The sequence below is a fragment of the Streptomyces sp. NPDC098789 genome, from assembly GCF_044759975.1.
Lineage (GTDB): Bacteria > Actinomycetota > Actinomycetes > Streptomycetales > Streptomycetaceae > Streptomyces.
The window spans coordinates 76,363-100,544 of sequence record NZ_JBIWAJ010000021.1 but is presented as its reverse complement, the minus strand read 5'-3'; the positions used below and the strand labels follow the sequence as shown (position 1 = coordinate 100,544).

The window sequence follows — 24,182 nt, the reverse complement described above, 5'->3', positions numbered from 1 at the left end:
CCGATGGCCCGCCCCGGAGACACCCTCCAGCTCGGACAGGACAAGCTCACCTTCCTGACCACCTCGTCCCAGACGAACGGCGCCTACGTGGAGGTCGAGGTCGAGTACGCCCCGACCGTCCTGAAGCCGCCCGTCCACTACCACCCCAGGCAGACCGAGGCCATGCGGGTGCGCGGCGGCCGCATCGTCATCCAGCTGAACGGCGTCGAGCACGAGTACCCCGAGGGCAGCGAGTTCTACATCCCGCCGGGCGTGCCGCACTCCATGTGGAACCCGGGTCCCGAGACCACCCGGATGGTCTGGCGCACCACCCCCGCCTACCAGACCGAGCGGGTCTTCGAGACGCTGTGGGGCCTGGCCAACGAGGGCCGGCTCACCGCGGACGGCCCCAAGCTCCAGATGCCGCTGCTCGCGCTCGGCTTCCGGGACGAGTACCGGGTGATCACCGGCCGGCCCTTCGCCCTGGACATGGCCCTGTGCACCCTGCTCGCTCCGGTCGGCCTGGCCTGCGGCTACCGGCCGTTCTACAAGCCGCCGCAGCAGCAGCGCAGCCAGCCGGTGGCGGCGGGGGCCTGACCGGCCACTGATCCGGGCTCTTCGGTGGGGCCCGACCGACCGGCCCGACCGACCGGCCCGTCCGGCCTGACGTTCGAGCCGTACGCGAGGTCGCGGCCCTAGCGTCTGCGACATCAAGCCGGTCGAACGCGTGGAGGAACGGTCATGGCCACCGAACAGCACGAATTCACCCTGCCCGGTGCGGATCTCCCGCAGCCCGACGCCGACCTGCGCAAGCGCCGCGAGGCGGTCGTCCTCGCGCACACCGTCGCCGAGATCGCCTGGGACATCGACGGCGTGCTCGCCACCTTCCCGCGCGGCGGCATCTACCGCATCCAGGCCTTCGAAGAGAGCCCGCTGATCGGTGAAGAAGCCATCAAGAAGGGTTACTTCGCCGACCTCAAGGCGGCCTTCCCGAACCTGGACCACGACCTGCACCACGTCCACCACACCCCCACCGCCGTGATCCTGGAGGCCCAGGCCCGCGGCAAGCAGGAAGCGGACTACCGGGGCATACCCAACCTCGGCAAGTCCATCGACGCCCCCGTCGCGGTGTTCTTCCACTTCGACGGGGACGTCCTGGTCGACGAGACGCTGTACTTCGACATGGCGACCTTCCAGCGCCAGCTGGGCTGACCTCCGACCTCCCGCACCGCGTCCGACCCGAGCCACCCTCCCCTTCCGGGGAGGGTGGCTTCGCGTGTCCATGGGTCCACCACGAATCGAGGAGGGCTGTAGTCCGGTTCCGTAGCGTCGTGAGCGCCGAAACGGCCTGTGTCACGGATGAGTTATGAGCATCTCCTACTGACATTGCCTCCAGAAAGGATGCTCGGATGAGCACCGTCAACCCCCCAGCCTCGGCCGGTGGAGCAAAGGGGGTGGTCTTCTGGGCCATCCTCACCACGAGCCTCGCCTCCTTCATGGCAGGGCTGGACAACCTCGTGATCATCACGGCGCTGCCCACCATCCGCGAGAAACTCGGCGGCAGCCTCACGGATCTCGAATGGACGGTCAACGCCTACACCCTGTCCTTCGCGGTCCTGATGATGTTCGGTGCCGCGCTCGGTGACCGCTTCGGCCGTCGCCGGATGTTCGTCCTCGGCCTGCTGCTCTTCACGGGCGCCTCGGCCGCCGCGGCGCTCGCGCCCGGCATCAACGAACTCATCGCCTTCCGCGCCGTCCAGGGCGCCGGCGCGGCCATCATCATGCCGCTGTCGGTCACCCTGCTGACCGCCGCCGTCCCCGCCGAGAAGCGCGGTACGGCGCTCGGCATCTGGGGCGCCGTCAACGGCCTGTCGATCGCGGCCGGCCCGCTCGTCGGCGGTGCGATCGTCGAGCACCTGTCCTGGCAGTGGATCTTCTGGCTCAACGTCCCGATCGGCCTGGCCCTGGCCCCGATCTCCTGGCGCAAGCTCACCGAGAGCAAGGTCGCGAACTCGCGGCTGGACGCCGTCGGCACCATCCTCGCCAGCATCGGCCTCTTCGGCATCGTCCTCGGCCTGATCAAGGGCCACGGGGACGGCTGGACCTCTCCCGTCGTCCTCGCCTCCCTCATCGGCGGCGTGGTCGTGATGGCCGTCTTCGTGGTCTGGGAGAACAAGACCGAGCACCCGATGGTCCCCATGCGCCTCTTCAAGATCCGGGCGTTCACCGCGATCAACCTGGCCGGCACCCTGATGTCGGTCGGCATGTTCGGCGCGATCTTCCTGATGACCCAGTTCCTCCAGAGCATCCAGGGCTACAGCGCCATGGAGGCCGGCGTCCGGCTGCTGGCCTGGACCGCGATGCCGATGGTCGTCGCCCCGATCGGCGGCATGGTCTCCGACAAGATCGGCGGCAAGCCCGTCGTCACCCTCGGTCTCGCGATGATGACCGGCGGCATGGTCTATTGGGCCTTCATCCTCGAACCGAACGTCTCCTACGTCGCCCAGCTGCCCTCCCTCATGATCTGCGGCGCAGGCATGGCCCTCTTCTACGCACCGCTGATGAACCTGACGATGGGCTCCGTCAAGGAGGAGGAGCAGGGCATCGCCTCCGGCGTCACCGCCGCCACCCGTGAGGTCGGCGCGGCGCTCGGCGTCGCGCTGCTGGCCTCCATCTTCAGCGCCAACGGCGGCTACGCCTCTCCGCAGAACTTCGTGGACGGACTGGTCCCGGCCATGTGGGTCGGCGCCATCGGGGTCGCCCTCGCCACCCTGTCCATGCTGATCGCCCCCGGCAAGGGCAAGGGCGTCCAGCCCGAGCTCTCCGCCCCGGCGGCGCAGGGGTCCCACGCCGTGGCACCGCCCACGGCCAAGGCCCCCGCGGACAAGGCCGCGGCGGACAAGGCCGCGGCGGACAAGCCGGCTCCCGCGTCGGTGCGCTGACCGACCGCCAGCGAATCGGACACACCGTCGGCCCCCGCGTCCCGTGCGCGGGGGCCGTCGGCCGTGCCCGACCGCTCCAACCGGGTTCGAGCGGGGCCGGAGCGGCCGCCCCGACGATCGGAGGGCCCGCTGTTCACGACTTCGACAACGAACCGAGGAAGCATGGCAATTGAGGAGATGAAGGTCCGGGACGCCTTCCGGATCACGCCGTCGCAGCTGACCGACAACCGCGGCCGCTTCTTCGAGGCCTGGCGCATCGGCGAACTCACGGAACTGAGCGGCCAGCCCTTCACCGTCAAGCAGGTCAACTTCTCGGTCTCGTCCCGCCACACCCTGCGCGGCATCCACGCCACCACCCTGCCCCCCGGCCAGGCGAAGCTCGTCACCTGCGTGCGCGGCGCCGCCCTCGACGTGGTCGTCGACCTGCGCGTCGGCTCGCCGACCTTCGGCATGTTCGACACCACCGTGCAGGAAGCGGAGTCGGGCATCGGCGTCTACCTCGCCGACGGCCTCGGGCACGCCTTCCTCGCGCTCACCGACGACACCTGCATGAACTACCTCTGCTCCGAGGAGTACGTACCGGGCACCATGGTCGACATCCAGGCCCTCGACCCGGCCCTGGGCATCCCGTGGAACACCACCGCGGAGCTCGTCAGGTCCGAGAAGGACGCCCTGGCCCCGACCCTCGCGGAGGCCGTGGCGCTGGGACTGCTGCCCACGTACGAGCAGGCCGTCGCCTCCTACGGGCCCGGCCACCGTCCGTGACGGACATCGCCGTCCTCGGCTCCGGGGCCGTCGGGACCAGCCTGGCCACCGGGCTGGCCGCCGCCGGCCACCGGGTGCTGACCGGCACCACCCGGCCCGACCGCCGCCGCCCCGGCGACGACCCCGCGCTCGCGGCGGGCGTCCGCTTCACCGGCCACGCCGAGGCAGCCGAGAACGCCGGGATCGTCTTCAACACCACCCCCGGCGAGGTCTCCGTCGCCCTGCTCGGCGGCCTCGAACCCGCCCTGCGCGGGCGGGTCCTGGTCGACGTGTCCAACGCCGCCGAACGCAGCCCCGAGGGCTTCCCCGCCGCGCCCCTCCACCCGCACAGCAGCCTCGCGGAGGAGATCCAGCGGGTCCTGCCGCGGACCCGGGTCGTCAAGGCCCTCAACACCATGGACCACCGCGTGATGACCGCCCCGCGGATCCTGCCCGTCCCCGCCACGGCCTTCCTCTGCGGCGACGACCCGCGGGCCAAGGAAGAACTGTCGGCGCTGCTGGTGGACCTGGGCTGGCCGCGGGAGTGGATCCTCGACCTCGGCGGCCTGTACACCGCGCGCGCCCTCGAATGGTCCGTCCTGATGCTGGGCCCCTTCATCACCCGGCACGGCTTCGTCCCGTTCGGCCTCGCCATCGCGCACTGAACGGCGGCCGGGAGTTCCTCCCCCGGCCGCCGCTCACGTCGTATCCGCTGTCACGTGGTGGCCAGCACCCGCGCACCTGCCTTCGCCATCAGCGCCGGCATCGCCGCCGCAAGCGCCTCGCGCCAGTCCCGGATCACCTCGATGCCGGCCGCCTCCCAACGGCCGCGCTCCAGCACGCCGTACGCCGGGCGCCGCGCCCCCGCGGCGGGGCCGACGAGGGGCCGGACCCGTCCGGGATCCGCGCCCAGCAGCCGGAACACCTCGCGCGCCAGCTCCAGTCGGGTGCAGTCGCCGCCGCTGGTGGCGTGGTAGATGCCCGGGGCCGCGCCGAGCCGGGCCGCCCGGCCGAGCGACACGAGCCGGTCGGCGACGTCCAGGCTCCAGGTGGGTTGACCCCGCTGGTCCTCGACGACGTCGACGAACTCCCGCTCCCGCTCCAGGCGGATCATCGTGGAGACGAAGTTGTCGCCGCCCTCCCCGAACAGCCAGGCCGTCCGCACGACGTACCCGGTCCACGGCAGGAGCCGCAGCACCGCCCGTTCGCCCTCCAGCTTGCTGCGCCCGTACGCGGTCCGCGGCGCCGGCGGCGCGTCCTCCGGGTACGGGACGCGCGCCTCGCCGGAGAACACGTAGTCCGTGGACAGGTGCAGCAGCAGCGCGCCGAACTCCCCGCACGCGCTCGCCAGGTGCAGCGGCGCCGCGCCGTTGACGTGCTGCGCCTGCGCCTGGTGCGTCTCGGCGGCGTCGACGTCCGTGTACGCGGCCGCGTTGACCACCACCACCGGCCGGTGCGCGGCGATCGCCGCCCGCACCGCCCGCCGGTCGCGCACGTCGAGCTCCCCGCGGCCCAGGCACACGGCCGGCTGCCCGGCCGCCGCCAGCGCCGCCCGCAGGTCCCGGCCCAGCAGCCCGTCCGCGCCCGTGACCAGCCAGTGGCTCACAGGGCGGCCTTCTGCTTGAGGGGCTCCCACCAGGCGCGGTTGTCCCGGTACCAGGCGAAGGTCTCGGCGAGGCCCTGGTCGAACTCCTTGCGGGGCCGGTAGCCCAGCTCGGTGGAGATCTTCGTGCAGTCCACCGAGTAGCGCAGGTCGTGGCCGAGCCGGTCGGCGACGTGCTCGACCCGGTCCCAGCCCGCGCCGGCCAGGTCCAGGAGCAGGGTGGTCAGCTCCTTGTTGCTCAGCTCGGTGCCGCCGCCGATGTTGTACACCTCGCCCGCGCGTCCGCCCGTACGCACCAGCTCCAGGCCCTGGACGTGGTCGTCGATGTGCAACCAGTCGCGGACGTTGAGGCCCTCGCCGTAGAGCGGTACGCGCAGCCCGTCGAGCAGGTTCGTGACGAACAGCGGGATGACCTTCTCGGGGAAGTGGTGGTGCCCGTAGTTGTTCGAGCAGCGGGTCACCCGCACGTCCAGGCCGTGCGTCCGGTGGTACGACAGCGCCACCAGGTCCGAGGACGCCTTGGAGGCGGCGTACGGCGAGTTCGGCTTCAGCGGATCGGTCTCCGGCCAGGACCCCTCGGCCACCGACCCGTACACCTCGTCCGTGGACACGTGCAGGAACGGTACGGGGCCACCGGGGCGGCGCAACGCGGCGTCCAGCAGCGTCTGCGTACCGAGCACGTTGGTGGTGATGAACTCGGCCGCGCCCAGGATGGAACGGTCCACGTGCGACTCGGCGGCGAAGTGCACCACCTGGTCGTGCCCGGCCACCAACTCGGCGACGAGCGCGACGTCGCAGATGTCCCCCTGGACGAACCGGAACCCGCGGTGGCCGCGCACCGGATCGAGGTTCGCGGGATTGCCCGCGTAGGTGAGCTTGTCGAGCACGGTGATCGCCACGTCCCCGGGGCCGGCGGGCCCGAGCAGCGTACGGACGTAGTGCGAACCGATGAACCCCGCCCCGCCGGTGACGAGGATGCGTGTGGTGGTCAACGGAATCTCCTCGGATGGAATCCCCGGCTTTCGGGCCGTGGTGTTGCGTGGTGCTTTGACCAGAGGTTGATCTCTCGTGGTCGGGTTGCATAGCGTCGGGGACCATGAGGTCCCGGACCGTGAAGCGGGCTTTCAGGTATCGCTTCCATCCCACTGCCGTGCAGGCAGCCGCGCTTTCCCGGACCTTCGGGTGCGTGCGGAAGGTGTACAACCTGGCCCTGGCCGCCCGGTCGGAGGCCTGGGGACGCGGGGAACGGGTGACGTACGCGCGGACCTCGGCGATGTTGACACAGTGGAAGCGGACCGAGGAACTGGCGTTCCTGGCGGACGTCTCCTCGGTACCGTTGCAACAGGCGCTCAGGCATGTGCAGAGCGCATTCGCGGCTTTCTGGGACAAGCGCGCGAGGCACCCGAGGTTCAAGTCCAAGAAGCGCTCGCGGGCGACTGCCGAATACACGCGCTCCGCCTTCGTGCTCCGCGGTGGTCAGCTCACGCTGGCGAAGATGAAGGACCCGCTGGACGTCGTGTGGTCGCGGCCGTTGCCGGAAGGCGCGGAGCCGAGCACGGTGACGGTGTCCCGTGACGCGGCCGGCCGGTACTTCGTCTCGTTGTTGTGCGAAGACGTTCCAGCAGAGCTGTCCGGTGGTACCCGGGCCGTCGGAATCGACGTCGGCATCACCTCGCTGGTGACGTTGTCCACGGGGGAGAAGATCGGCAATCCCCGGCACGGCCGGAGGGAACGTGCCCGACTGACCCGTGCGCAGAGGGAACTGGCCCGAAAGGAAAAGGGGTCGCGGAACAGGTTCAAGGCGCGGGTGAAAGTTGCCAGGATCCATGCTCGCGTCGCCGACCGGCGGCGGGACGCGCTTCACCAGCTGTCGACCCGGCTCGTGCGTGACAACCAAACGCTCGTGATCGAGGACCTGCCCGTACGGAACATGCTCGGGAACCACGCCCTCGCCCGATCCGTGTCGGACGCGGGCTGGGCGATGCTCCGGTCGATGCTGGAGTACAAATGCGCCTGGTACGGGCGTGAGCTGATCGTGATCGACCGGTGGTTCCCCAGCACGAAACTCTGTTCCTCCTGTGGAAGGCTCGCTGACGTGCTCCCCCTGGGCGTTCGCCGGTGGACGTGCGGGGGCTGCGGTACGACCCATGACCGGGACGTGAATGCGGCGGTCAACCTCCTGGCCGCCGGGCTGGCGGTCGCAGTCTGTGGAGACGGCGTAGGACCTCAACGGAACTCTCCTGAGGGGCGGCGGTCAGCGAAGCAGAAATCCCGACCCGTGAGGGAAGGAACCCTCTCCTCCTGAGGAGAGGGGCGAGGTCAAGAGGAGATCTGCACCTTGCTGTGGTCGCCGAGGATGAGACGGTGGGCCGCGGGGACCCGGGGGGCGGGGGTCACCTCCACGTTGCGGCCGATGATCGAGGCCTCGACGCGGCTGGCGCCGCGGACCGAGGAGCCGTCCAGGATGATGGAGAACTCGATCTCGCTGTCGGTGATCGTGCAGTCCCGGGAGATCGAGGTGAACGGCCCGATGTACGAGCCGGCGATCACGCTGCCCGCGCCGATCACGGCGGGGCCGACGATGCGCGAGTCGCTGACCTGGGCGCCCTCGTCGATCTGCACCCGGCCGATGATCTCACTCGCGGCGTCGACCAGGCCCTCGATGCGGGGCTCGGCGCGTTCCAGGACGGAGCGGTTGACCTCCAGCATGTCGTTGACGTTCCCGGTGTCCTTCCAGTAACCGGAGATCGTCGTGGACCGGACGTCGAGGTCCGCGTCGATCAGCCACTGCAGGGCGTGGGTGATCTCCAGCTCGCCGCGCCAGGAGGGCTTGATGGCGCGCACGGCGTCGTGCACGGCGGGCGTGAAGAGGTAGACGCCGACGAGCGCGAGGTCGCTCTTGGGGACCTCGGGCTTCTCCTCCAGGCCCACCACCCGGCCGTCGGGGCCGAGCTCGGCGACGCCGAAGGACTTCGGGTCGGAGACCTGGGTGAGCAGGATCTGAGCGGTGGGGCGGTCCGCGCGGAAGGAGTCGACGAGGTCGGAGATCCCGCCGACGATGAAGTTGTCGCCGAGGTACATGACGAAGTCCTCGTCGGCCAGGAACTCCCGGGCGATGACGACGGCATGGGCGAGGCCCAGCGGCGCGGTCTGCGGGATGTAGGTGACCTCGATGCCGAACTTCGAGCCGTCGCCGACGGCTTCGCGGATCTCGTCGGCGGTGTCCCCGACGACGATCCCGACCTCGGTGATGCCTGCGTCCGCGATCGCTTCCAGGCCGTAGAAGAGCACCGGCTTGTTCGCCACGGGCACGAGCTGCTTGGCGGATGTGTGGGTGAGGGGGCGCAGGCGGGTTCCGGCCCCGCCGGAGAGTACGAGAGCCTTCATGGCACCAGAGGCTAGAAGCGGTCACTTGAGCCGGGGTGGGGGTTCGCCTTGAGCCGGGTCGTGGACCCGCCCCCGCTCCAGCGGGGCTCCACCGTCCTTGCGGATGGTCGGTGTGCAGCGGCGATGAGCGGCGCGAGCCGTCACGAGAGGCAGGCACACACCCATGTCGGAGAACCACCGGGACCTCGTCCAGCGCTTCGTGGACATGATCAACAGCCACGACGTGAGCACGATGGCGGAGCACACCGCCGCGGACCACATCGACCACAATCCGATCGTCGCGGACGGCATCGAGGCCAACACGGCCTTCTTCCAGTCCATCTTCGACGCCTTCCCCGACGTCAAGGTCGTCGCCCACGACCTGATCGTCGACGGCGACCGCGTCGCGGGCCGCTTCGAGTACTCGGGCACCCACCAGGGCCCCTTCTTCGGCATACCGGCCACGGGCCGCAGCCTGAACTTCCAGTCGATCGACATCTGGCGCGTCGAGAACGGCCTGCTGGCCGAGCACTGGGACCAGCTGGACGTGGCGGGCATGTTCCACCAACTGGGCGCGGACTTCTACGCGCTCCAGGGGGAGTAGCGGCACCTCTCGCAGCACCCTGCCATGGAGACGTCGAACACCCGCGGCGCCGCCCGCCCGGGCCGCGGGTGGGCGGCGGACGGTCCGGGTGTCAGCGGTGCACCTTGTGCTTGAAGTCCTTGACCTTCGACTTCGTGATCGTGACCCCGTCCTCCCGCCACCACCTGGAGATACCCCCGATCAGGGAGTAGAGCCCGGCCGCCGCGCCGCCGAAGACGACGGTGAACGCGGTGCCCGAGCCGCCGAGCGCCTCCAGCGTCTGGTCCACGCGGAACACGCAGAAGTAGATGGCGGCCGCCCCGGCCAGGGCCAGCAGGAGCCACAGCGCCCGCCGCACCCGGGTGGGCAGGGTGCCCAGGATCCGGTACGGAACCTCCTTCTCGCAGCGATTGCAGACGAGGACCGCACGCACCGCCCCCCGGGGCGGGCGGTCCACCGGGATCGGGTAGCTGACCATACTCGTCGTCCACTTCGAGCCGGTCACTTTGGTCTCGATGATGTGCGCGTGCCTCGCGTGAATCGACGCGCCCAGGCTCCTGGTGCCCATCACATCCCACCCCCCGAGGTGCTGTCGGACGACAGCACGCTATCCCCTTGGTGGCGACGCGAGACGCCTTTGGGAAAAAGGGGACATGGGTGAATCCCCGGCCTGACGCGCCCCGCCGCGGGGGTTCCGTCACTCCCGTCCCAGTGGTAGTCAACTACCGCTGAAAGAAGGATGGTTGGCGGTATCCAGGTGGTTCGAAGTGGCTTGGGGACGCCGTAGGGAGGCGTGAGCCCTGCCCGGTCCATTGTCGACGGGGAGGGCCGCAGGTTCCGTCCTCGGAGGGACTCGCGCTCCGCGGCCCGGGTCGGGGGGCTTTCTCCCCGGCCCGGACCGTGGAGGCGTGGTGCTCGGTCGCCTCAGTGGTTGTGGTGGTGGTTGTGGTGGTCGCGGTGGTGATGGCGGTTCTGGCCGTAGCAGTAGTACCAGCCCCAGTCCCAGTTCCAGTACCAGTCGGAGCAGTAGCCGCGGCCGTCATGGCTGGGCGCCATCGCCGTCGTGCTGTCGGTGTGCGCCGCCGTTGGCGCGGCGACGGCGGCGGAGGGCAGCAGTGCCCCCGCGGCGGCCAGGGCCGCCGAGGCCGTGAGTACGGCGAAGCGCTGTTTTCGGGATGTCCGAGTCATGGTCATTCACCTCCGGCGAGAAATGCTGTCGGTTGCGGGATCCCATGCATCGATTGAGCCCGGTCGAGCGCGCCCGGTCATGCCCCTGGAATTCGTGGCTTGACAGCGAGGGGGCCGCGGGCGAGGAGTGCGAAGCCGGCCAGGGCTCCGGCGGCGGCGAGGGTCTGGATGAGGGCCATGGGGACGGCGCTGTCGGTGAGGCCGGCCAGCGGGGAGACCAGGGCGCCGATGAGGAAGCTGGTGGAGCCGAGGAGGGCGGAGGCGGATCCGGCGGCGTGGCGGGTGCGGTTCATGGCGAGGGCGTTGGCGTTGCCGATGAGCAGGCCGAGGCTGGAGATCAGGACGAACAGCACCGCGCAGACGAGGGTGAGGCCGGGGTGGCCGAGCATGCCGGTGGCGAGGGCGAGCATGACCAGGCTCGCGAGGAGGAGCAGGCCGAGGCCGGCGGTGACGACGGCATGGACGGGGAAACGGCGCACCAGGTAGCGGCCGTTGAGCTGGCCCATGCCGACCATGCCCGCGGCATTGAGGCCGAAGAGCAGGGCGTAGGTCTGGGGACTGGCGCCGTAGAGGCCCTGGAGGACGAAGGGGGAGGCGGCGAGGTAGGCGAAGAACGCGGCGAACGCCCCGCCCGCGGCCAACAGGCAGCCGGTGAAGACGCGGTCGGCGAGCAGGCCCCGCATCTGCGCCAGGCCCAGGCCCCGCGTGTGGCGTGCCGTGGCGGGCAGGGTTTCGGGCAGGCCGAAGCCGATGGTGGCGACCATGAGCGCCCCCAGGATCGCGAGGGCGGCGAAGATGCCGCGCCAGTCGGTGACGTGGAGGAGCTGGGCGCCGAAGAGGGGGGCGACGACGGGGGCGACGCCGGAGATGAGCATGAGGGTGGAGAAGACCTGGGCGATCTTCACGCCCTCGTAGAGGTCGCGGATGATCGCGCGGGCGATCACGATCCCGGCCGCGCCCGCCGCGCCCTGTACGAAGCGCAGGCCGATCAGTGTTCCCGCGGTGGGGGCCAGGGCGCAGGCCACGGAGGCCACGGTGTAGAGGGCCATGCCCACGAGCAGGGGGCGGCGGCGGCCGAGGCGGTCGGAGAGGGGGCCGATGACGAGCTGGCCCAGTGCCATACCGATCAGGCAGGAGGTGAGGGTGAGCTGGACGACGACGGCGGTGGTGCGGAAGGTGCCCGCGACGTCGGGCAGGGCCGGTAGGTAGACGTCGGAGGACAGGGAGGACAGGGAGGGCAGGGCGGTCAGGCCCGCCAGGATCAGGAAGACCAGGGGGAGGCGGGGAGCCGGGGCGCGTCCGCTGGAGGTGTCGGAGGTGGGGGTCGTGGCCGTGTTTCGGGCAGCGCTGGGCAAGGATCACTCCAGGCGGGAGAGGGGGATGGGGTGATGTCGAACCTACGCCGTTTTCGCAGGTCAGATGCCGTGTGGTGGGGTGCGGGCGGGTCTGTGCGGCGCGCTGGCGGCGTCGCCGCCCGGGGGTGACCGGGAGGCCCTGGGCAACGCTCGCGAAGGGGCGTCAGGGCATGCCAAGGCCCCGCGTGGGCCCGTACACGGGCCCGCTCGCCCCGGTTTTTCCCTTCGGGGCCACGCGGGGGGCGTGAGGCTCTGTGTGGTTCTCTAAGAGCTTAGGGATGCATGTGCGTGGAGGGGATAGGTCGTACGTCCCTCGTGTCGGCTCGTGCCGATCTGGGGGTTTTCTCGGCGAGATTCAGTCGGCGAGGAGATGGTCGGCCTTGCCGGCCTTGATGTCGCGGATCAGCTGGCGGAGGGCGTCTGTGGTGTCGGTGAGGTACGCGTCCTCCGCGCCGGCGATGGCGATGTAGCTGTTGCCGTCCGCGTCCACCCCGATCCGGTAGCAGGAGTTTCCCTCGCCGCAGAACGGCTCTTCCCAGACGATGTCGGCCATCGGTTGCCTCTCAGAGTTGACGTGCCGGTTGGGCCCCTCGACCGTCCCGGCGAGGTGCTCCGGCTGTGCGCGAGTCGTCGGTAGACCGTGAACGACCCGGGACCGCCGAGGTTCAGTCGGCGAGGAGGTGGTTGGCCTTGCCCGCTTTGATGTCGCGGATCAGCTGGCGGAGGGCGTCTGTGGTGTCGGCGAGGTACGCGTCCTCCGCGCCGGCGATGGCGATGTAGCTGTTGCCGTCCGCGTCCACCCCGATCCGGTAGCAGCTCGCCCCTTCGCCGCAGAACGCTTCTTCCCAGACGATGTCGGCCATCGGTTGCCTTTCAGAGTTGACGGGCCAGTTGGTGGATGAAGTCCCGGGAGGCTTCCGGTCCCAGGCTGAGACGCTCCATCCAGTCCAGTTGGGCACGGTACTTGGACAGTTGGGCCTCGGTGTGCAGGAAATCGGGGCCATGTGTGCTGTCGACCTGCACGGTGTCCAATCGTGGGACGGGGCCCTCCAGGTAGTTGACCGTCTGGCCGGCGCCGGGGAAGCCGCCGCCTTCGAAGGTCAGGACGCGTAGGACGATGTTGTCCCGCTCGGCAGCCTCGGCGAGGTGCTCCAGCTGTGCGCGAGCCACCTTGCGGCCGCCGAACTGCATGCGCAGTGCCGCTTCGTGTACGACCGCCACGTACGCGGGTGCCGATTCGCCCTCCAGTACCTGCTGGCGCTCCAGCCTGTGGGTCAACCGGAGGGCGATCTCCTTGTCGGGGAGGGTGGGTACGACGAATCGGAAGAGGGCGAGTGCGTGGTCACTCGTCTGTAGCAGGCCCGGGATGTGCACCGAGTGTGCGCACCGCATACGGGTTGCGTGGGACTCCAGCTCGGCGATGTCCAGGACGGGTGCGGACAGCGCGCCGCGGTAGCGCTCCCACCAACCGCGCTGGCGGGGCTGGGCCATGGCGACGAGGGCGTCGACATACGCCTCGTCCGCGCAGTCGCAATGGCAGGCGAGGGAACGTAACCGCTCCTCGCTGATGGTGCGGATGCCTTGTTCGATGGCGGAGACCTTCGTGCGGTCGACCCCGAGCAGACCTGCGGCGGAGTCGGCGGACACGTCCGCTGCCAGCCTTATGCGGCGGAGCTCGGCACCCAGTCGCTTCTGCCGTTCTGTCGGTGCGGTGCGTGGCGGCATGGGTGCAGTCTGCCGTGCGAGCGTCCATCGAATCCACAGAGTGGGTCAATTCCCCAATGCAGGTGGCGAAATGGCCACCCTTATCGCTACGTTAGGTGACTCACCGCTCACGCAGCGGAAGTTGAAGTGCATCGCCGCAGCATGCCTCGGCCTCGGCGACGAGCCACGCTTCGCGACCGCGTCAGCCATTCGTGCGCGCCGAACTCGCCGTAGTCACCATCGACCTCAGGGAGTCCCGCGATGTCCAGCCAGCCCTTCACCACCTGTCCGCCGCCCCCGCCCGCGAGCGTCGGGGGCGAGCCACCCGTGCTCGGCACGCTCGCCTACAGCCTCACCGTGCCCGGGGAGCCGCTCGGGGCCCAGGTCGCACGGTCCGCCGTGCGGGCCGTCCTGCACGCGTACCGGCTCGATCCGCTGGCCCCCGCCGTCGTGCAGGTCGCCAGTGAACTGATCGCCGCGGGGTGGCAGTTGGATCCCGGGCGGAGCTTGTACCTTTCGGTCCGCCACCGCGACGGCGCACTGCGCCTGACCGCCTACGACGGCCACGCGGCCCATGCCCACCCCGGCTCGCCGCGCACTGCGAGGCTCGGCGGCGGGCGGCGCTGCGGTTGATGGCCGCGGTGGTGCGGTCGTGCGGCGGGGCCTGGGGCTTCGAGGAGTCCCGCGAGCCCGGTGGCGGCACCCGGACCTGGGCGGCCCTGCCGCTGCGCGGGGCGGCGGAGTACCTGCGCGCCTGAGGGTGCGTGCCGCGGCCTCGGAGTCCGCCCCGCGATGTCAAGCGCGGTTGCGGTTGCGGTGGCGGGTGGGGCAGGCTGGGACAATGACAGACACAACCCGCGCCACCCGGGTCGCTCTCGACGCGCACGAGACCCTGGAGCTGGACCGTCTGGCCCGCACGGTGGACGAGCGAGGCCGGGCTTTCGATGCGGCACGTACCGCGCTCGCCGAAGCGGCCGGCCGGATCGCCGCCCGGTACGACCGGGGCGGCCCGGCCGCGGTCGCGGCCCGGGTGGGCTGGTCCCGCCAGCATGTCTCGACCCTGGCCGCCGCCCACCGCCGCGCGGCCACCACCGATGACGTGGCGGCGGCATGAGCACCGCGGCGGAGCAGCCGCCCGGCGGCAACGTGCCCCAGCCGGCCGCGACCGCGGAGGACCTGCGCGCGACCCTGGCCCGCATCGCCCCCGACGCGGTGCCGACGTTCGATGCCGAGCGCGCCACCGCCATCACCCGTGCCCGGGAGCAGGTCAGCTCCGCCCCCGTGCGCCGCTTCCTGCGCCAGTGGGCCCTGTACGTCGCGATCGAACGCCACCCCGACATGGCCGCCCGCCTGCGTCGGCTGGAAGACCGCGCGGCCCACGTCACCGACCCGGACGAGGCCCGGGCGATCGCCTCCGAGATCGGCCGGATCCTCGACAAGGCCGCGGCCGAAGCCGGCGTCGCCGACGGCGGAGCCCGGTGACCGCCTGGCGGTGGGAGTACGACCCGAACGCCGACGAAGTCATCAAGGGCCTGGCCGCCCACGTCACGGCCGAAGTGGAGCGCCTGGCCGACGAACTCGTCGCCCTCGCCGATGTCGGAGTGGACGTCACCGACATTGGCGAAGGAGGCCGCAGGGGCGTCCCCGGAGGGCTGCGCCGCATCCCGCTCCTGGACGACGGTTGGTTCTACGCGCTGCCGCTGCCCCGGATGCGGCTGATCGCGATCGTCCGCGTGATCCCGCCCTACACCGACCTCTAGTGGTCAGAGCGTCGCCGCCGCCGTCGTGGCGATCGCTTCCATCAGGTGGGCGTGGGTGAGGATCGCTTCCGCGTGCGGGGTGAAGGGTTGCCCTTCGAGGACGGTGCGGGCGAAGGTGCCCGCGATGTTCGTGAAGTGGTGGTCCGGGGCGAGGGGGATCTCCTCGGTGCCGGTCGCGCGTTCCACGCGCAGGATCGGGGTGAAGTCGTCCGGGGTGCTGAAGGCGCGCTCCAGGCGCAGGCGGCCCTCGCTGCCCCACAGGCCGTAGCCGCTGAGGTAGGAGTGCTCGACGCCGTACGCGAGGTGGGCGGCCGCGCCGGAGAGGGAGGTCAGCAGGGCGCTGCCGGCGGGCTGGGGACCGTACGCGCTGTCCGGGCGGACCTGCGCGCCCGCCACCCGCAGGTCCGGGCCGAGGAAGAGCTGGGCCGCGCGGACCGGGTACGCCGCCACCTCCGGCAGGGTGCTCGCGCGCACCCCGCCCGGGCGCAGCGGGATGCCGAACTCCGAGGTGAAGAGCTGGACCTCGCCGATCACACCGTCCGCGACCAGCTCCCGCACCCGCGCGTGCTGCGAGTGGTGCAGGAACATGAAGGACTCCATCAGGAGGAGGCCGTGCTCGCGGGCCGCGGCGACCGCCTTCTCGGCGTCCGGGAGGGAGGTGGCGAAGGGCTTCTCGCAGAGGACGTGCTTGCCCGCCGCCAGCGCCCGCAGCGTCCATTCGACGTGCAGCTCGGGCGGCAGCGGGATGTACACCGCGTCGACGTCCGCACGCTCCAGGACCTTCTCGTAGCCGGCCAGTGGCGCGCCGCCGAAGCGGTCCGTGAAGTGCCGGGCCTTCTCGATCGTGCGGCTGGCGATCGCGGTGATCCGCACGAGCGGCTGGCGCAGCATCGAGGGCAGCATGCGGCGGTCCGCGATGTCGGCGCAGCCCAGGACGCCGATGCGCAGGGCCTTCGGCGCGCTCACAGGGCGTACGCTCCGCCCAGCGCCCAGGCCGCCCGCAGGCTGGTCAGGAGCGTGCGGGCTTCGATGTTCAGGTAGTTGCTGTGCTTGAGGAGGCCGGCCAGCTGGCCCGCCGTCACCCACAGGAAGCCCTCCGGTACGTCGACGGGGAACTCGTCCCCGACCTCCACCAGCGCGTAGCGGTTGCCCGCGTGGTGGAAGCGCCCGCCCTCCTCGGACTGCACGGTGTCGTAGAGCATCCGGGACTTCGGCGCCGAGAGCACCATGTCCAGGTAGCGCGGCTGCCGCTCGGGAGGCAGGGTCAGCGCCCGAACCGGCTGGCACTGCACGGTCGGGCCCAGCTCGGCGACGTCCAGGACGCCGGCCTCGGAGCGGGCCTGGGCCAGCAGGTGCGGGACGCCGCCGATCCGGCGGACGACGAAGGCGGCGAGGCCCTGCTCGGCGGGGGCGAGCAACGGCTGGGTCCAGCGCTGGACCTCGCGGTTGGCGGCGGACACCGAGGCCGCGATCACGCTGAAGTGGTGGCCGCTGGCGTGCCGGATCTCGTGGTCGGTGCGCTCCCAGCCCTGTACGCCGGCCAACGGCAGGCTGCTCTGCACCAGTTCGCGGGTCGCCTTGATCTCGGTGAGCCACGACAGGACGTGCTCCGTCGTGTGCAGCGAGGGGCCCTCGTCCGCGAAGGTGGGGATCAGCGACAGGACGGTGCGGGCGTCCATGTTGATCACGTTGTTCTCGTAGAGCAGCTGGTGTATCTGGCCGAGGGTCAGCCACACGAAGTCCTCGTGCTCGGGTACGTCGCCCAGCGCCTCGACCACCATGTTCCGGTTCCGCTTGCGCAGGAACCAGGAGCCCTGCTCGGACTGGAGGGAGTCGAACAGCACCCGCGAGCCGACCCGCGGGGGCTTGAAGTAGTCGATGTAGTGCACGGGCGCGCCCTTGTGCACGCCCGTGTAGTTGCTGCGGGTCGCCTGCACGGTGGGGGACAGCTGCACCGTGTCGAGGTTGCCCGGCTCCATCTTGGCCTGCATCAGGCAGTGCAGGACGCCGTTGAACTCCTTGACGACGATGCCGAGGATGCCGACTTCCGGCTGGTTGATGATCGGTTGCGACCAGGACGCGCCGTGGCCGCCCCACTCGGTGCGCACCCGCAGGCCCTCGACGGAGAAGAAGCGGCCGCTGTCGTGGACGAGGTTCCCGGTGGAGTCCTCGAAGTGCCAGCCGACGAGTTCGGCGAACGGGATGCGCCGCACGTCGTAGCGGTTGGTGCGCCGCTGCTCGGCGAACCAGTCGCGGAAGACCGGGTTGGGGGTCACCGAGCTGTCGAGGGCCTGGGCCGACAGGGTGAACCGCCGCCCCAGGCTCGTGACGACGCCCGGGGGCATTGCCTGGGTGATGGTCATCGGTGGACTCCTTCGCCTTGTCCCGCGCGCCCAGGGGCAGCCGGTCGCACCACGACGATGGGGGAGCGCGATCGGCTGTGGCTGGAGAGGGCCTTGAGGTGGGGCGCACAGGGACTCGAACGGGGATCCGATCGAAGACCCGAACGGCATGCGGTCAGCCGGCCGTTGCCGCCAGCTCCGGGGAGTGGGCCGGCCGCCGCTGTGCCTCGGCGGCGCGTTCCGTGCGGTGCCGCTCCCGGTAGTGGCCCGGTGCGGCGAGGAGTTCGGCGTGCGTGCCGCGCTGGACGACGCGGCCCCCGTCCAGGACGAGGATCTCGTCCGCCGCGTCCAGACCGATCGTCCGGTGGCTGATCAGCAGCACCGCGCGGTCGGGGCGCGGCGCGAGCAGCGCGGCGAGCACGGCGTCGGCCTCCCGCGGGGCCAGGGACTCGGTCGGCTCGTCCAGGACCAGGACGGCCGGATCGGCGAGCAGCGCGGCCGCGAGGCCGAGGCGGCGGCGCTCACCGCCCGAGAACGCGGCCGCGTCCTCGCTCACCTCCGCGTCGAGACCGCCGGGCAGCCCGCGCACCCAGTCCGCGGCCCCGGCCCGGGCCAGGGCCGCCCACAACCGGTCCTCGTCCGCGCCGGGGCGGGCCAACAGCAGGTGTTCGCGCACGGTGCCGGCGAAGACGTGGTGGTACTGGGTCAGCCCGGCGGCCAGCCGCGGCCGCAGCGTGCCCGGCGCGAGCTCAGAGAGCGGTACGCCGCCCAGCGCGACCCGGCCCGTGGTGGGCTCCAGCAGCCCCAGGGCCAGCCCGGCGAGCGTGCTCTTCCCGGACCCGCTGGGCCCGACGAGCGCGATCCGTCGGCCCGGCGCGAGCAGGAGCCCGACCCCGGTCAGGGCGGGGCGCGCGCTGCCGGGGTGGGTGACGCCGACGTCGGTGAACTCCAGCGCGAGGGGCCCCTCGGGCAGGACCCGGCCGCCCTCCGCGGGGACCGGGCGGCGCAGGGAGTGCAGGGCGCGCAGCCGGTGCAGGGAGGTGGTCAGGCGGGTCAGGTGGTCGGCGGCGGTGCGGACGGGGGTGGCGAGGTCGAGGGTGGCCAGGGCGGCCAGGGTCAGGACCGCGGCGGTCACCGGGCCGGTGGCGCGCACGGCCAGGACGGCCACCGCCGCCGTGGTGCCGAGCTGGACCAGGACCGCCGCCGCGGCCAGTGCGGCCGCGATGCGGGCGGCGGACCGCTCGCGGCGGGCCACGGCGCGCGAGGCGGCCCGCTCGCCCCGCGCCACCCGCTCCGTCGCCCCGCACAGGGCGAGGTCCTCCGCGCCCTCGACCACGTCCACGGTCCGCGCGGCCAGGTCGGCCCGGGCCGCCGACAGTCGGGCCGCCGTACGCCGCCCGGTCAGCGCGGACAGCAGCGGCAGCGCCACGCAGGCCAGCAGCAGCCCCGCGGCCAGCGCCCACCCGGCGGCGGGCAGCACCAGAGCGCTCCACACCGTGACCCCGCCGCCCACCAACAGCGCGGTCAGCAGCGGCAGGGCCACCCGCAGCAGCGCGTCCTGCACCGCGTCCGCGTCGGCGACGAGCCGGTTCAGCAGCTCGCCGCGGCTGAAGGCGCGCAGCCCGTACGGCGCGTGCGGGGCCAGCAGCGTCAGCAGCCGCCCCCGCAGCCGCTCCATGATCCGCAGGGTCGCGTCGTGACCCCACAGCCGTTCGGCGTAGCGCAGCGCGCCGCGCCCCAGGGCGAAGGCGCGCACCGCGACCACCGCGACCATCAGGGCGCCGAGCGGCGGTTGTTGGGAGGCCCGGCAGATCAACCAGGTCGCGCTCGCGGTCAGGGCGATGGCGCAGGCCTCACCGAGGGCGGCGGCGAGCGCGGCGCACACGAGCCGGGCCGCGTCCGCCCGCGAGAGGGCGGGGGTGGGAGCGGGAGCGGGGGCGGGGGGCGCGCCGGGGGACGGGGGAACGGCGGTCATGGGCGGATCTCCTTGAGCGCGGGCGCGGGTGCGGGTGCGGGGGCCGTCGTCACCCCGGCCGTGACCCCGGTCGTGGTCATGGGCGCCGGCAGCCGCAGGACGCTGTCCGTGTGTTCGACCACCGCCGGGCGGTGGGTGGCGACCAGCAGCGTGGCCCGGCCGGCCACGGCCGCCAGGGCCCGGAGCACGTGCTCCTCCGTACCGCCGTCGAGGCGGGCCGTCGGCTCGTCCAGCAGTAGGAGCGAGGGGCGCCGCAGCAACGCGCGGGCCAGCGCGATCCGCTGGCGCTCACCGCCGGACAGGCCGGCGCCGCCCTCGCCGACGCGGGTGGCGACCCCGTCCGGCAGGCGGTGCACGAAGTCGGCCGCGCCCGCGGCCTCCAGCGCGTCCCACACCTCGCCGTCGTCCGCCCCCGCCCGCCCCAGTCGCACGTTGTCCGCGACCGACAGGGCGAACAGGTGCGGCTGCTGCGGCACCATCGCGATCCGGTCCGTCCACGCAGCCCGGTCCTGCGGGGTGCGCGGGACCACCGACACGCCGCCCACCCGCAGGTCCCCGGCGAGCGGCGGCAGCAAGCCGGCGACCGTCCGCAGCAGGGTGGTCTTGCCGACCCCGCTCGGCCCGGTCACCGCGCAGCTGCGCCCGGCCTCGAACCGCCAGGACAGCCCGGTCAGCGCGGGAGCGCCGGGCGCGTGCCCGACGGCGAGCCGGTCCAGTACCAGGGGGAAGCGGGCCGGGTCGGGCAACGGCCGTACCAGGGAGGCCCGTACCGGGGACGGTCGTACCAGGGGAGGTCGTACCGGGGACGGACGTTCGCGGACGCGCGCCGGCCGCGCCGCGTCCCCGTCGAGGACGGAGCGGACCTGCGCCAGGACCGTACGTCCCTCCTGCGCCGCGTGGAAGCGCGCGGCCAGCAGCCGCAGCGGCCGGTACGCCTCCGGGGTCAGCAGCAGCACGGCCAGTCCCGTCGACAGCGGCATCGCGCCGTCCAGCAGCCGGAAGCCGACCGGGACGGCGATCAGCGCCACCGAGAGGCTGGTCAGGGTGTCCATGACGAAGGTGGAGAGGAAGGCCACGCGCAGGGTCCGCACCGTCGCCCGCCGGTGCTCGGCGGCCCGTGCGCGCACGCTCGCGGCGGCCCGGTCCTCCTGCCCGAAGACGCGCAGGGTGGCGAGGCCGTTCAGGGCCTGGAGGAAGTACCCGCCCAGGCGCAGCAGCACCGCCCACTGCGCTTCGGTCCGGGCCTTGGTGTGCATGCCGACCAGTGCCAGCAGCAGCGGCACCAGCGGCAGCGTGACGAGCACGACCAGGCCCGAGACCCAGTCCGCGGCCCAGATGGTGCCGGTGACGGCGAGCGGCAGGACCACCACCTGCGGGAGCAGGGCGATCGATCCGGCGAGGTGGTCGTCGAGCGCGTCCATGCCCCGGCCGAGCAGGGCGACCACCGAGGCGGGCCGCGGGCCCCGGCCGCGCACGGCGGCCGCGGTGACGGCCTCGGTGAGCCGCGCCCGCAGCTCCTCCTTGTACCGGGCGGCCGCCGCGCCCGCCGAGGCCCGGTCCCACCAGGCGTGCGCGGCCCGTCCGACGATCACGGCCGCAAGCAGCGGGACCGGGACGGCGTGCAGTGCCGCTCCCGGGCCACGCTCGACGGCGGCCGCGAGCACCGAGGCCAGGACGACGCACTGCACGAGCGTCAGGACGGCTTCCACCACCGCGCCGAGGGCGCGGTGCACGAGGAACCGCCGGAGCAGGGGCGAACTCCGTACCAGGGCGAGGTCCATCGGTCGCTGTCCTGACTCTCGGGAGCGGCGGGTGGTTCAGGAGAAGGCGGGGGTGTCGAGCGCCGTGCTCCCCGCCGTCGCTCCGGGCGCCGGCGTCGGGGCGACGGCGGTCCGCGCCGGCGCCCACAGGACCAGCCACATGTAGACCTGCGCCGCGATCACGATCAGCAGCACCGGCCCGGAGGTCCAGATCACCGCCGCCAACGCGGTCTCGTCGGTGGCCAGTTGGGCCACCGAGGGCGCGGGTACGCCCGGGACCGTGGAGGTCAGCAGGGCCGGGTACTTGCCGGCGAAGACCGCCCCCGCCGCCGCGATCACGGCGGTCGTGGTCGCCCAGGGGGCGAGCCGTGCCCGGCCGCTCCCGGTCAGGGAGCGGGTCAGGAGCAGCGCCCCCACGCCGATGACGACGGCCAGCGCCGCCAGGACCGGGTGGCGCAGCGCGTCGCCGTCGAAGGTTCCGCCGACGAAGCCCGTCAGGGCGGTGACCCCGAGCAGCGCCGCCGAGAGCGTCGCGCCGATGGTGGTGAGCGCCGCGGCCCGTCGGGCCGGGTCCCCCGTCAACCGGGCCGCGATGAAGGCGCTGCCGTGCGTGGCCAGGAGCGCGACCATCGTCACCCCGCCGAGCAGGGTGAAGAGGTTCGGGGCGGCCACGCCCCGCACGTGACCGTCGCTGCCGAGGGAGACCCCGGCGGCCGTGACGGCGAGGAAGCAGCCCCAGCCGAAGGCGGCTGCCGCTCCGGCCGCGCAGATCAGCAGGTCGAAGGCGCGCCGGACCCGTTCGCCGGGGTGCCGGCCGCGCAGTTGGATGCCCGCGTTCAGGGCCAGCGCCCCCGCGAAGGCGATCAGCGCGTAGGGGTAGGCGCCGTCGACGAGCGCGCCGCGCAGCCCGGGCAGGGTTCCGGCGAGGGCGCCGATGGAGACCAGCAGCCAGGCCTCGTTGCCGAGCAGCAGCGGGCCGACCGCCCCGAGCACGGCCAGTCGCCCGGAGGCGTCGGAGCCGGTGCGGGGGAGGGCGAGCCCGACGCCGTAGTCGATCCCGGCGAGCACGAGGTAGCCGGTGAACAGGACGATGAACGCCACGAGGGCGAGGGTCGGGTAGGTCATGACGGGTGCGCTCCTTCCCGGGGGGCCGCGGGAGCCGCGGGTGCGGTGGTGGCCCCGGGGGGCCCGGCGGCGTACGGGCCCGACTGCGGCGCGCGGGGGATCGTACGGGGATCCACGCGCGGGTCGTGGGCCGTGGCGGCGAGGCCGCTGCCGAGGGAGTCCGCGGCCTGGGCGGTGGCGGAGGCGGCGGCGGGCTCCGCGGCCCGGCCGAGGCCGCTCTCGCCGGGGCCGCGCATCGCGGACCGGGCCAGCAGCCACCAGTCGAGGCCGAGCAGACCGACCACGAGGACGACGAGGACCAGGAGCGAGGCGGTCAGCCGCCCCGCACCGAGGCCGGGGGTCATGGCCTGGCGGGTGGTCAGGATGCCGGTGATGACGAACGGCTGGCGGCCGACCTCGCGGACGATCCAACCGCAGAGGTTCGCGACGAAGGGCAGCACCATCGCGAAGGGCAGCAGCCGCGCCAGCACGGCGGACCGCATGACGTCGCCGGTCCGACCGCCGGGGCCCTGGCCGGGCCGGCCGGGCTGGGGGTACGGGGCGGGTTGGGCGTGCTGGGGGTACTGGCCATAGGGGGCCGAGTGGCCCGGCCGGCCGTACTGGCCCGTCGGACCGTTCGGGCCCTGGCCCGGCGGCCATTGCCCCGGGTGGACCCGGCGGCCCTGCCCTTGTGCCTGCCCTTGTGCCTGCCACTGGCCCTGAGCCTGCCACTGGCCCGGGTACGGCTGCCCGGGGTACGGCTGCCCGGGGTACGGCTGCTGGTACCGCTGGTGCTGCGGGCGCGGTTCGCGCAGGGATACGAGGGCCCAGATGCCCAGGATCAGCAGCACGCCGCCGATCATCATCATCAGGGTGAGGGCGCCCAGTACGGGCCCCGACGGCGGCCCCTCCAGCGGGCCGAACTTCTTCGCCAACTCCTGGAGCTGGCGCGTCACTTCCGCCTGGTTGCCGTCCAGCACCGCCCCCTTGAGCGGCTGGTCCTTCTTCGTGTTGCCGAGCTGGACCATCCCGCTGAGGACGACGAGGGATGCGCCCCAGGTACCGGCGTGCGCCCCCGTCTTCAGGGAGTGCCGGACGAAGGACCGGTCCGCGCGGCCGCGCCGGTGCAGCAGGAGGCCGATGCCGAGCATGAAGAAGCCGCCGACCGCGAGCGCGCCGCCGGTGATGTGGAAGATGGCGATCCACGCGTTGGCGTTGGAGAACAGCGCCCCGAAGCTCGTCAGTTCGAGGTGCCCGTCGCGCATCGTGTAGGCGACCGGGTTCTGCATGAAGCCGTTGGCCAGCAGGGCCCACACCGCCGAGGTGTACGCCGCGGCGGCCACCACCCAGATGCATGCCAGGTGGACGTACTTGGGCAGCCGGTCGAAGCCGAAGATCCACAGGGCCAGGAAGGTCGACTCGGCGAAGAACGAGACCACGGTCTCCACGGCGAGGGGCGCGCCGAAGACGCTGGCCGCCGTGGATTCCAGGCCGGTCCAGTTGGCGCTGAGCTGGAACTCCATGGCCAGGCCGGTGGCGATGCCGACCGCGTAGTTGATGACGTAGAGGGTGCCCCAGTAGGTGGTCATCCGTCTGAACGCGGGGTCGCCGGTGCGCACCCAGCGGGTGTGCGTGACGGCGACGAGGGCGACGAGCCCGAGGGTGAGCGTGACGAGGAGGTAGTGCGTCCCGACGGTGAGGCCGAACTGAAGGCGTGCCAGGTCCTGGGGAGCCATTCCGTTCACCTCGATTCTTTCGTCGCTAGAATTTCTAGCAA

Annotated in this window: 27 protein-coding genes; 12 read left to right on the top strand and 15 right to left on the bottom strand. The window is 72.3% G+C overall.

Going from position 1 to position 24,182, the window contains the following annotated elements; translation table 11 throughout:
- The first annotated feature begins 3 nt into the window (after window positions 1-3).
- From ACIQWR_RS33145 to ACIQWR_RS33125, 5 genes are all read left to right on the top strand, one after another.
- On the top strand, window positions 4-576 hold the full coding sequence (locus ACIQWR_RS33145) for a cupin domain-containing protein (RefSeq protein ID WP_404017307.1): 573 nt from the start codon (window positions 4-6) through the stop codon (window positions 574-576).
- 144 nt (window positions 577-720) lie between these two features.
- Window positions 721-1,191 (top strand): ester cyclase, encoded by a 471-nt coding sequence (locus ACIQWR_RS33140; protein WP_399268917.1) that lies wholly within the window; start codon window positions 721-723, stop codon window positions 1,189-1,191.
- Window positions 1,192-1,388: 197 nt separating this feature from the next.
- Complete coding sequence (locus ACIQWR_RS33135) at window positions 1,389-2,921, top strand: DHA2 family efflux MFS transporter permease subunit (protein ID WP_404017304.1); 1,533 nt, start codon at window positions 1,389-1,391, stop codon at window positions 2,919-2,921.
- A 162-nt stretch (window positions 2,922-3,083) separates the two neighbouring features.
- Complete coding sequence (locus tag ACIQWR_RS33130) at window positions 3,084-3,686, top strand: dTDP-4-dehydrorhamnose 3,5-epimerase family protein (protein WP_404017301.1); 603 nt, start codon at window positions 3,084-3,086, stop codon at window positions 3,684-3,686.
- Window positions 3,683-4,330, top strand: coding sequence for an NADPH-dependent F420 reductase (locus tag ACIQWR_RS33125; RefSeq protein WP_404017299.1), 648 nt, complete (start codon window positions 3,683-3,685; stop codon window positions 4,328-4,330). The genes ACIQWR_RS33130 and ACIQWR_RS33125 overlap by 4 nt, the downstream gene beginning before the upstream one ends.
- Before the next feature lie 50 nt (window positions 4,331-4,380).
- On the opposite strand, the gene rfbD is transcribed toward ACIQWR_RS33125, so the two are convergent.
- Both rfbD and rfbB read right to left on the bottom strand, forming a co-directional pair.
- The gene (gene rfbD, locus ACIQWR_RS33120; RefSeq protein WP_404017297.1) at window positions 4,381-5,271 is read right to left on the bottom strand and encodes a dTDP-4-dehydrorhamnose reductase; all 891 of its coding nucleotides are present in this window, start codon (window positions 5,269-5,271) and stop codon (window positions 4,381-4,383) included.
- Window positions 5,268-6,260, bottom strand: coding sequence for a dTDP-glucose 4,6-dehydratase (rfbB, locus tag ACIQWR_RS33115; RefSeq protein WP_404017295.1), 993 nt, complete (start codon window positions 6,258-6,260; stop codon window positions 5,268-5,270). Before rfbB ends, rfbD begins: the two co-directional genes overlap by 4 nt.
- A 104-nt stretch (window positions 6,261-6,364) precedes the next feature.
- On the opposite strand from rfbB, the gene ACIQWR_RS33110 reads away from it, so the two are divergent.
- The gene (locus ACIQWR_RS33110) at window positions 6,365-7,573 is read left to right on the top strand and encodes an RNA-guided endonuclease InsQ/TnpB family protein (RefSeq protein WP_404017292.1); all 1,209 of its coding nucleotides are present in this window, start codon (window positions 6,365-6,367) and stop codon (window positions 7,571-7,573) included.
- A gap of 14 nt (window positions 7,574-7,587) precedes the next feature.
- Here ACIQWR_RS33110 and ACIQWR_RS33105 read toward each other — a convergent pair whose 3' ends face one another.
- Complete coding sequence (locus ACIQWR_RS33105; protein WP_385776299.1) at window positions 7,588-8,655, bottom strand: glucose-1-phosphate thymidylyltransferase; 1,068 nt, start codon at window positions 8,653-8,655, stop codon at window positions 7,588-7,590.
- A 163-nt stretch (window positions 8,656-8,818) separates the two neighbouring features.
- Here ACIQWR_RS33105 and ACIQWR_RS33100 point away from each other — a divergent pair, with 163 nt between their 5' ends.
- Complete coding sequence (locus ACIQWR_RS33100) at window positions 8,819-9,238, top strand: ester cyclase (protein WP_404017290.1); 420 nt, start codon at window positions 8,819-8,821, stop codon at window positions 9,236-9,238.
- Between the two features lie 91 nt (window positions 9,239-9,329).
- On the opposite strand, the gene ACIQWR_RS33095 is transcribed toward ACIQWR_RS33100, so the two are convergent.
- The 6 genes from ACIQWR_RS33095 to ACIQWR_RS33070 form a co-directional block, all read right to left on the bottom strand.
- Entirely contained in the window at window positions 9,330-9,785 is a 456-nt protein-coding gene (locus ACIQWR_RS33095) for a hypothetical protein (protein ID WP_404017287.1), read from the bottom strand.
- A gap of 356 nt (window positions 9,786-10,141) precedes the next feature.
- Entirely contained in the window at window positions 10,142-10,405 is a 264-nt protein-coding gene (locus ACIQWR_RS33090) for a hypothetical protein (RefSeq protein WP_404017284.1), read from the bottom strand.
- Between the two features lie 77 nt (window positions 10,406-10,482).
- On the bottom strand, window positions 10,483-11,760 hold the full coding sequence (locus ACIQWR_RS33085; protein ID WP_404017281.1) for a multidrug effflux MFS transporter: 1,278 nt from the start codon (window positions 11,758-11,760) through the stop codon (window positions 10,483-10,485).
- Window positions 11,761-12,115: 355 nt separating this feature from the next.
- Window positions 12,116-12,313: a hypothetical protein gene (locus tag ACIQWR_RS33080; protein WP_404017278.1), complete on the bottom strand. Its 198-nt coding sequence runs from the start codon at window positions 12,311-12,313 to the stop codon at window positions 12,116-12,118.
- A gap of 112 nt (window positions 12,314-12,425) precedes the next feature.
- Window positions 12,426-12,623 (bottom strand): hypothetical protein, encoded by a 198-nt coding sequence (locus tag ACIQWR_RS33075; RefSeq protein ID WP_404017275.1) that lies wholly within the window; start codon window positions 12,621-12,623, stop codon window positions 12,426-12,428.
- Window positions 12,624-12,633: 10 nt separating this feature from the next.
- Window positions 12,634-13,485, bottom strand: a complete 852-nt coding sequence (locus tag ACIQWR_RS33070; RefSeq protein ID WP_404017272.1) for a DUF5753 domain-containing protein — start codon at window positions 13,483-13,485, stop codon at window positions 12,634-12,636.
- A 240-nt stretch (window positions 13,486-13,725) separates the two neighbouring features.
- On the opposite strand from ACIQWR_RS33070, the gene ACIQWR_RS33065 reads away from it, so the two are divergent.
- From ACIQWR_RS33065 to ACIQWR_RS33045, 5 genes are all read left to right on the top strand, one after another.
- The gene (locus tag ACIQWR_RS33065; protein WP_404017270.1) at window positions 13,726-14,097 is read left to right on the top strand and encodes a hypothetical protein; all 372 of its coding nucleotides are present in this window, start codon (window positions 13,726-13,728) and stop codon (window positions 14,095-14,097) included.
- On the top strand, window positions 14,097-14,222 hold the full coding sequence (locus ACIQWR_RS33060) for a hypothetical protein (protein WP_404017268.1): 126 nt from the start codon (window positions 14,097-14,099) through the stop codon (window positions 14,220-14,222). The genes ACIQWR_RS33065 and ACIQWR_RS33060 overlap by 1 nt, the downstream gene beginning before the upstream one ends.
- A gap of 83 nt (window positions 14,223-14,305) precedes the next feature.
- On the top strand, window positions 14,306-14,578 hold the full coding sequence (locus ACIQWR_RS33055) for a hypothetical protein (RefSeq protein ID WP_404017265.1): 273 nt from the start codon (window positions 14,306-14,308) through the stop codon (window positions 14,576-14,578).
- On the top strand, window positions 14,575-14,946 hold the full coding sequence (locus ACIQWR_RS33050) for a DUF6247 family protein (RefSeq protein ID WP_404017262.1): 372 nt from the start codon (window positions 14,575-14,577) through the stop codon (window positions 14,944-14,946). The genes ACIQWR_RS33055 and ACIQWR_RS33050 overlap by 4 nt, the downstream gene beginning before the upstream one ends.
- A complete protein-coding gene (locus ACIQWR_RS33045; RefSeq protein ID WP_404017259.1) occupies window positions 14,943-15,224 on the top strand; it encodes a hypothetical protein in 282 nt (93 codons plus the stop codon). Before ACIQWR_RS33050 ends, ACIQWR_RS33045 begins: the two co-directional genes overlap by 4 nt.
- A 3-nt stretch (window positions 15,225-15,227) precedes the next feature.
- On the opposite strand, the gene ACIQWR_RS33040 is transcribed toward ACIQWR_RS33045, so the two are convergent.
- The 6 genes from ACIQWR_RS33040 to ACIQWR_RS33015 all read right to left on the bottom strand — a co-directional run bounded on the left by ACIQWR_RS33040 (window position 15,228) and on the right by ACIQWR_RS33015 (window position 24,141).
- The gene (locus ACIQWR_RS33040) at window positions 15,228-16,190 is read right to left on the bottom strand and encodes a Gfo/Idh/MocA family protein (protein WP_404017256.1); all 963 of its coding nucleotides are present in this window, start codon (window positions 16,188-16,190) and stop codon (window positions 15,228-15,230) included.
- Window positions 16,187-17,587 carry an NDP-hexose 2,3-dehydratase family protein gene (locus tag ACIQWR_RS33035; protein ID WP_404017253.1) on the bottom strand — a complete coding sequence of 467 codons (1,401 nt, stop codon included), beginning with the start codon at window positions 17,585-17,587 and terminating at the stop codon, window positions 16,187-16,189. The genes ACIQWR_RS33040 and ACIQWR_RS33035 overlap by 4 nt, the downstream gene beginning before the upstream one ends.
- A 154-nt stretch (window positions 17,588-17,741) precedes the next feature.
- Window positions 17,742-19,541: a thiol reductant ABC exporter subunit CydC gene (cydC, locus tag ACIQWR_RS33030; RefSeq protein ID WP_404017251.1), complete on the bottom strand. Its 1,800-nt coding sequence runs from the start codon at window positions 19,539-19,541 to the stop codon at window positions 17,742-17,744.
- Window positions 19,538-21,322, bottom strand: a complete 1,785-nt coding sequence (gene cydD / locus ACIQWR_RS33025) for a thiol reductant ABC exporter subunit CydD (protein ID WP_404017249.1) — start codon at window positions 21,320-21,322, stop codon at window positions 19,538-19,540. Before cydD ends, cydC begins: the two co-directional genes overlap by 4 nt.
- Before the next feature lie 36 nt (window positions 21,323-21,358).
- The gene (locus tag ACIQWR_RS33020) at window positions 21,359-22,426 is read right to left on the bottom strand and encodes a cytochrome d ubiquinol oxidase subunit II (RefSeq protein ID WP_404017246.1); all 1,068 of its coding nucleotides are present in this window, start codon (window positions 22,424-22,426) and stop codon (window positions 21,359-21,361) included.
- On the bottom strand, window positions 22,423-24,141 hold the full coding sequence (locus ACIQWR_RS33015) for a cytochrome ubiquinol oxidase subunit I (RefSeq protein ID WP_404017244.1): 1,719 nt from the start codon (window positions 24,139-24,141) through the stop codon (window positions 22,423-22,425). The genes ACIQWR_RS33020 and ACIQWR_RS33015 overlap by 4 nt, the downstream gene beginning before the upstream one ends.
- Window positions 24,142-24,182: the final 41 nt, after the last annotated feature.

What these genes read in the sequence shown, in the direction of transcription:
- ACIQWR_RS33145 (WP_404017307.1), top strand. Translation starts at nt 4, where the DNA reads ATGGCCCGCCCCGGAGACACCCTCCAGCTCGGACAGGACAAGCTCACC.
- ACIQWR_RS33140 (WP_399268917.1), top strand. Translation starts at nt 721, where the DNA reads ATGGCCACCGAACAGCACGAATTCACCCTGCCCGGTGCGGATCTCCCG.
- ACIQWR_RS33135 (WP_404017304.1), top strand. Translation starts at nt 1,389, where the DNA reads ATGAGCACCGTCAACCCCCCAGCCTCGGCCGGTGGAGCAAAGGGGGTG.
- ACIQWR_RS33130 (WP_404017301.1), top strand. Translation starts at nt 3,084, where the DNA reads ATGGCAATTGAGGAGATGAAGGTCCGGGACGCCTTCCGGATCACGCCG.
- ACIQWR_RS33110 (WP_404017292.1), top strand. Translation starts at nt 6,365, where the DNA reads ATGAGGTCCCGGACCGTGAAGCGGGCTTTCAGGTATCGCTTCCATCCC.
- ACIQWR_RS33105 (WP_385776299.1), bottom strand. Translation starts at nt 8,655, where the DNA reads ATGAAGGCTCTCGTACTCTCCGGCGGGGCCGGAACCCGCCTGCGCCCC.
- ACIQWR_RS33100 (WP_404017290.1), top strand. Translation starts at nt 8,819, where the DNA reads ATGTCGGAGAACCACCGGGACCTCGTCCAGCGCTTCGTGGACATGATC.
- ACIQWR_RS33095 (WP_404017287.1), bottom strand. Translation starts at nt 9,785, where the DNA reads ATGGGCACCAGGAGCCTGGGCGCGTCGATTCACGCGAGGCACGCGCAC.
- ACIQWR_RS33090 (WP_404017284.1), bottom strand. Translation starts at nt 10,405, where the DNA reads ATGACTCGGACATCCCGAAAACAGCGCTTCGCCGTACTCACGGCCTCG.
- ACIQWR_RS33080 (WP_404017278.1), bottom strand. Translation starts at nt 12,313, where the DNA reads ATGGCCGACATCGTCTGGGAAGAGCCGTTCTGCGGCGAGGGAAACTCC.
- ACIQWR_RS33075 (WP_404017275.1), bottom strand. Translation starts at nt 12,623, where the DNA reads ATGGCCGACATCGTCTGGGAAGAAGCGTTCTGCGGCGAAGGGGCGAGC.
- ACIQWR_RS33070 (WP_404017272.1), bottom strand. Translation starts at nt 13,485, where the DNA reads ATGCCGCCACGCACCGCACCGACAGAACGGCAGAAGCGACTGGGTGCC.
- ACIQWR_RS33065 (WP_404017270.1), top strand. Translation starts at nt 13,726, where the DNA reads ATGTCCAGCCAGCCCTTCACCACCTGTCCGCCGCCCCCGCCCGCGAGC.
- ACIQWR_RS33060 (WP_404017268.1), top strand. Translation starts at nt 14,097, where the DNA reads ATGGCCGCGGTGGTGCGGTCGTGCGGCGGGGCCTGGGGCTTCGAGGAG.
- ACIQWR_RS33055 (WP_404017265.1), top strand. Translation starts at nt 14,306, where the DNA reads ATGACAGACACAACCCGCGCCACCCGGGTCGCTCTCGACGCGCACGAG.
- ACIQWR_RS33050 (WP_404017262.1), top strand. Translation starts at nt 14,575, where the DNA reads ATGAGCACCGCGGCGGAGCAGCCGCCCGGCGGCAACGTGCCCCAGCCG.
- ACIQWR_RS33035 (WP_404017253.1), bottom strand. Translation starts at nt 17,587, where the DNA reads ATGACCATCACCCAGGCAATGCCCCCGGGCGTCGTCACGAGCCTGGGG.
- cydC (WP_404017251.1), bottom strand. Translation starts at nt 19,541, where the DNA reads ATGACCGCCGTTCCCCCGTCCCCCGGCGCGCCCCCCGCCCCCGCTCCC.
- cydD (WP_404017249.1), bottom strand. Translation starts at nt 21,322, where the DNA reads ATGGACCTCGCCCTGGTACGGAGTTCGCCCCTGCTCCGGCGGTTCCTC.
- ACIQWR_RS33020 (WP_404017246.1), bottom strand. Translation starts at nt 22,426, where the DNA reads ATGACCTACCCGACCCTCGCCCTCGTGGCGTTCATCGTCCTGTTCACC.
- ACIQWR_RS33015 (WP_404017244.1), bottom strand. Translation starts at nt 24,141, where the DNA reads ATGGCTCCCCAGGACCTGGCACGCCTTCAGTTCGGCCTCACCGTCGGG.